Annotated in this window: 6 protein-coding genes; 4 read left to right on the top strand and 2 right to left on the bottom strand. The window is 51.1% G+C overall.

The window, feature by feature from the left end; genetic code table 11:
- From fabF to ACTHUT_RS12900, 4 genes are all read left to right on the top strand, one after another.
- The coding region (gene fabF, locus ACTHUT_RS12885; protein ID WP_440418865.1) for a beta-ketoacyl-ACP synthase II at nt 1-1,181 on the top strand (1,181 nt) is incomplete at its 5' end.
- A 180-nt stretch (nt 1,182-1,361) separates the two neighbouring features.
- Nucleotides 1,362-2,054 (top strand): hypothetical protein, encoded by a 693-nt coding sequence (locus ACTHUT_RS12890; protein WP_250601489.1) that lies wholly within the window; start codon nt 1,362-1,364, stop codon nt 2,052-2,054.
- Between the two features lie 141 nt (nt 2,055-2,195).
- Complete coding sequence (locus tag ACTHUT_RS12895) at nt 2,196-3,083, top strand: homocysteine S-methyltransferase family protein (RefSeq protein ID WP_440418866.1); 888 nt, start codon at nt 2,196-2,198, stop codon at nt 3,081-3,083.
- 98 nt (nt 3,084-3,181) lie between these two features.
- On the top strand, nt 3,182-4,612 hold the full coding sequence (locus tag ACTHUT_RS12900; protein ID WP_440418867.1) for a basic amino acid/polyamine antiporter: 1,431 nt from the start codon (nt 3,182-3,184) through the stop codon (nt 4,610-4,612).
- A 65-nt stretch (nt 4,613-4,677) separates the two neighbouring features.
- Here ACTHUT_RS12900 and ACTHUT_RS12905 read toward each other — a convergent pair whose 3' ends face one another.
- A complete protein-coding gene (locus ACTHUT_RS12905; protein ID WP_003679997.1) occupies nt 4,678-5,007 on the bottom strand; it encodes a rhodanese-like domain-containing protein in 330 nt (109 codons plus the stop codon).
- A 52-nt stretch (nt 5,008-5,059) separates the two neighbouring features.
- The gene (locus ACTHUT_RS12910) at nt 5,060-5,716 is read right to left on the bottom strand and encodes a protein-L-isoaspartate O-methyltransferase family protein (protein WP_250601485.1); all 657 of its coding nucleotides are present in this window, start codon (nt 5,714-5,716) and stop codon (nt 5,060-5,062) included.
- Between the last annotated feature and the right edge of the window lie 30 nt (nt 5,717-5,746).

Genomic DNA, 5,746 nt, shown 5'->3' on the forward strand with positions numbered 1-5,746 from the left:
CCGCATGGAGCAATCTGCTCGCAGGCAAAAGCGGCATCGGACGGATTACCCGCTTTGACGCATCCGACATCAACAGCCAAATCGCCGGCGAAGTGCGCGATTTCGACATCGGCCAATACATCAGCGCAAAAGAAGCGCGCCGTATGGACGTGTTCATCCACTACGGTATTGCCGCCGCCCTGCAAGCCATCAATGATTCAGGCTTGGACGATTTGGAAACCCTCGACAAAGACCGCGTCGGTGTCAACATCGGCTCCGGTATCGGCGGCCTGCCGAGCATTGAAGCGACCGGCAAAGCCGTTATCGAAGGCGGCGCGCGCAAAATCAATCCTTTCTTTATCCCAGGCTCGCTGATTAACCTGATTTCCGGCCACGTCACCATCCTCAAAGGCTACCGCGGCCCGAGCTACGGCATGGTGTCTGCCTGTACGACCGGCGCGCACTCCATCGGCGACTCCGCCCGACTGATTAAATACGGCGACGCGGACGTGATGATTGCAGGCGGTGCCGAAGGTGCAATCAGCACTTTGGGCGTAGGCGGCTTCGCTGCAATGAAAGCCCTTTCCACCCGCAACGACGATCCCGTCACCGCTTCCCGTCCGTGGGACAAAGGCCGCGACGGTTTCGTCATCGGAGAAGGTGCGGGCGTGCTGGTGTTGGAAGAATTGGAACACGCGAAAAAACGCGGCGCGAAAATTTACGCCGAAATCGTCGGTTTCGGCATGAGTTCCGATGCCTACCACATCACCGCTCCGAACGAAGAAGGCCCTGCATTGGCGGTTACCCGCGCGTTGAAGGATGCCGGACTGAATCCCGAAGACGTCGATTACGTCAACGCACACGGTACATCCACTCCGTTGGGCGATGCCAACGAAACCAAAGCGCTCAAACGCGCGCTGGGCGACCATGCCCGCAAAGTCATCGTCAACTCCACCAAATCCATGACCGGCCACTTGCTCGGCGCGGCAGGCGGCGTGGAAGCGTTGTACAGCGTGTTGGCGGTACACGAACAAAAATCTCCACCGACCATCAACATCTTTGAACAAGACGTTGAAGCCGGTTGTGATCTGGACTACTGTGCCAACGAAGCGCGTGACGCGAAAATCGACGTTGCCATCTCCAATTCCTTCGGCTTTGGCGGTACCAACGGCACATTGGTATTCAAACGCTTCAAAGACTGATGAAGGTTTTAAGTAAATTGAAAAGGCCGTCTGAAACTGGTTTTCAGACGGCCTTTTTTATTTTTAAAGATAAATATTCTTGATAATCTGTATCATTTATATAAAAATATCGACTCCTATCAATATTGCCCGGATTTTATCGGGTAATCAACCCAATTACATTTTTATCAGGAGTCTGCAATGAAAACTATCCGTATTCTGGCATTGGCCGCCGCACTGGCCGCCGTGCCTGTATTTGCGTCTGATTTCGGCCATGAACAGGCATTGACCATAGACGGCAAGCCCGCCCATCTGGCAGAAACTTCAGCCCGTATTTTGGCAAACGAAACCTTGACTGCGCCGCAACTGGTCGAAGACATTACCGATGGGTTGGGTGCGAAAAAAATTCCGGGCTATAAATTGATGATTATGGGCCGCACTTATTCGGTGGCAGCAGAAACCAAACCGCCGAAAGAGGGCCAAACTCAGTGGCGGGACAATACGTTCATTCATCGCGGCGTAAAACTGTTTGTCGGTATCCCGGTTAAAAACGGCAAGATGGATTTGGCGTCTGCACGATTGATTAATATCGGCGTGGTTGACGACAATGGTGGTGCCGCGCCTCATGATGAGGGTGAGAAAATCCGCCCCGTCGGCAAACAGCTGATGTCTCCCGATACCAAAGTGGAAAATGTGAAACTCAATATTGCCAAACTGACGTTGCCAAATATGAAATTAGGTGAGACCAGTGGCGGTGGCGTGAAATTGGAAGCATCGGCAACATTGGACGGTAAACCGATACAGACCAAAATCGACAGCACTTTCTCCCGCTTTTATTCCGCCAAACCGGCGGCTACACGGCCGTTTATGGCAGATGCACGGTTTGTGAAATAATCGCAAAGGCCGTCTGAAACCCAGTTTCAGACGGCCTTTTATATGACAAAACTGCATAAGTTTAGTTCTTTATAGATTAAAGATAAGGAGTTAAAAAAGCGTAGAATGGCGATTTTAAAAAATCATCATTGGAGGTCGATCATGACGGTAACGATTTTAGACGGCGGAATGGGGCGTGAACTGCATCGGCGAGGCGCACCGTTTCGTCAGCCGGAATGGTCTGCTTTGGCTTTGATGGAAACGCCGGAGATTGTACGCGAAACGCATTTGGACTTTCTTCGAGCAGGCGCACAAGTAGTTACGACCAACAGCTATGCGCTTGTTCCGTTTCATATCGGGCAGGAGCGCTTTGATGCTCAAGCTACCGAATGGGCAAGGCTGGCGGGCCGTTTGGCGCGTGAAGCGGTGGAACAAAGCGGGACTACTGCAAAAGTGGCCGCAAGCCTGCCGCCGTTGTTCGGTTCTTACCGCCCTGACTTGTTTGACAAACAAGTCGCACCTGCTTTGGCGCGCTCTTTAATATCGGGTTTGATGCCGTTTGCTGATATTTGGTTGGCAGAAACCGTATCCAGCTTGGAAGAAGCGCGTTTCTGGCGCAGCAGTCTGCCCGAGGACGGTAAACCGTTTTGGGTGTCGTTTACTTTGGAAGATACGATGCCGCATGATGTACCGGTGTTGCGTTCGGGAGAAAACGTGCACGAGGCGGCGGTTTTCGCGGTAGAGATAGGTGCGGCGGCAATGTTGTTCAATTGCAGTCAGCCTGAAGTGATGGCGGAAGCTTTGAAAGTGGCACATGAAGCCCAAGGCCGTCTGAAACTGGGTGTTTACGCCAATGCATTTGAGCCGGTACAAGGACAGATGAACGAGGCCAACGATGGTTTGGATCCGATTCGTGCCGATGCTACGCCGGAAAATTATTTGGCGTGGGCGAGACAATGGGCGGATTTGGGTGCTGAAATCATCGGCGGGTGCTGCGGTATCGCACCTGAACATATCCGTGCGTTGGCGCAAGGATTTAAGGCCGTCTGAAAGTGGTCGCATAATATTTTGATACGGTTAGAACAGGCTAAAAAAGCCGGTAATGCCGTCGCTTTACAAATACATAATTATAAAAATCAGGAATAAACATGTCGCAAAAATCTCAAATCGGCTTGGCCGCGCTGACGGCCTTGGTTATCAGTTCCATGATTGGTTCGGGTATTTTCAGCCTGCCGCAGAATATGGCTGCCGTCGCAGGTTCGCAGGCTTTGCTGCTGGGTTGGCTGATTACCGGTGTGGGCATTATCTTTCTCGGTCTGTCATTTTCGGCCTTGTCCAAACTTAAGCCCGAATTGGACGGCGGTATTTATACGTACGCCCGCGACGGCTTCGGCGATTTGATGGGTTTTTTCTCGGCGTGGGGCTATTGGCTTTGCACTACGGTCGGTATTGTCGGCTATTTGGTGGTTGCGTTTGAAGCAGTAGGCGGATTTGTCGATACGCCGGACAACGTGATTTTCGGTAAAGGCAACACATTTGCCGCTTTTGTCGGTGAATCGGTAATTGTGTGGCTGATTTACTGGTTGGTAGTGCGCGGTATTAAAGAAGCGGCAGGAGTGAACCTGATTGCGACAGCAGTCAAAGTATTTCCGCTGATTTTATTTATCGGTATGGCAGCCTATTTCTTTCAAACCGAAGTGTTTATGTCCGATTGGACAGGGGCGAGCCTTACTACGCCTGAAAATCCTGATGTCAGCCTGATGACGCAGGTGAAAAACACAATGCTGATTACGCTGTGGGTGTTTACCGGTATTGAGGGTGCGGCGGTTTTGTCCAAGTATGCGCGAAGTCGTGCTGATGTCGGTCGAGCAACCATTATCGGAGTCAGCTTGACGCTGGCAATGTATGTGGCAATTACCGTCTTGGCTCAAGGCATTTTGCCTCGTGTGGATATTGCAGTAATGGCTAATCCGTCTATGGCGGGCGTGTTGGCGCACATGGTCGGTCCTTGGGGTAAAGTGCTGATTTCTTCTTGCCTGATTGTGTCTGTGCTGTCGTCTTATTTAAGCTGGACGCTGTATGCGACCGAGATTCCGCACATGGGTGCGAGAAACGGCGCATTTCCAGAATCGTTTATCCCGTTGAATAAAAACGAAGTGCCGCAGGGTTCGTTGATGTTTACCACCTTGACCGTGCAGGTTTGCCTATTGCTGGTGTGGTTAAAAGGCGAGGATTATTCTGCCTTGCTGATGGTATCGACTTCCATGATTTTGATACCGTATCTGTTAATTGGTGCATATCTGCTCAAATTATCGCTGACACAAAAGGCTGCGGCAAAATACCGTCTTATCGGCGCGGCAGCAACGCTTTATGCGGTTTGGATTGTCTATGCGGCAGGCACGGAATATTTGCTGCTTTCAGTCTTGCTCTATTTGCCCGGAGTATTGCTGTTTCTCTATTCGCAAAAGAAACACTACGGAAGTTGTCAGTTCAACCGTGTGGAAAAAGCCGTATTGGTATTGCTGTTGATTTTGGCTGTGCCGGCCGTACAGCAGTTTGTCGCTAGCTTGCAAGCGTAAGCAGAAAGGTTTGAAAAGGCCGTCTGAAATCCAGTTTCAGACGGCCTTTTATTGATAAAACCGATTCAATATCGCATCATTTTGCTGTCCACCTGCATTGCCCAAGCATCGATACCGCCTTGCAGGTTGTAGAGGTTTTCAAATCCGGCGTCTTCTAAATACATTGCCGTGTGCAGGCTGCGGATGCCGTGGTGGCAGTAAACGACAATGGGTAAATCGTCGTCGGGCAGCTCGTTTTGACGCAGGGGGATGAGGTTCATCGGGATATGAATGGCGGCGGGCAGGGTGCAGATGGCGCGTTCTTCATCGGTGCGGACGTCGAGCAGATGAAATGCGCGGCCTTCGTCCTGCCATTGTTTCAATTCGGTGGGCGAGAGTTGGATAATGTCGGTCATAGGGTTGGGTATAAAAGTATGAGGCCGTCTGAACTTTCAGACGGCCTGTTGTTTAAAAATCGAAATCGCCGAACGGATTGGCCGATTTATCTTCCAAGTGGGCTACGACGGTGTCGAACAATACCTTTTCGGAAAACTCATTGCCGTTACGCGTCAGCAAAAGCGCGCGTTGTACCGGTTTGCGGCCGACGATGACCACCATACGGCCGCCGTCTTTCAGTTGCTCTTTCAGAATTTCAGGTATGCTGTCTACTGCGCCGCCCACATAAATCGCATCAAAAGGAGCGCCTTGCGATGCTTCGGTCAGGCCGTTGTTTTGCACATAATCGACGTTGGTAAAGCCCAATTCGTCCAAAACTTTTTTGGCGCGTTGCTGCTGCTCGGCATCGATGTCGTCAGTGACGACTTTGCCGGCCAGTTTGGACAGCAGGGCGGTTGCATAGCCTGAACCTGTACCGATTTCTAAGACGGTTTCGTCTTTTTTCAGTTTCAAACCTTGAGCCAGGCGGGCAACGACTTTGGGTTCCAACATCTTATGGCCGTTGGTCAGCGGCAGCTCCATATCCGCATAGGCCAAACCTTGAAAAGCCTCGCCGACAAAATGTTCGCGCTCGATCTCCTCCAAAGCATCCAAAATGTCGAAGTCCAAGACATCCCACGGACGAATCTGCTGTTCAACCATATTGAAACGCGCTTTTTCAAAGTCCATATTTGTGCTCCGTTCAATTCTTAATTTTAT

The organism is Neisseria sp. P0022.S010, assembly GCF_051956635.1.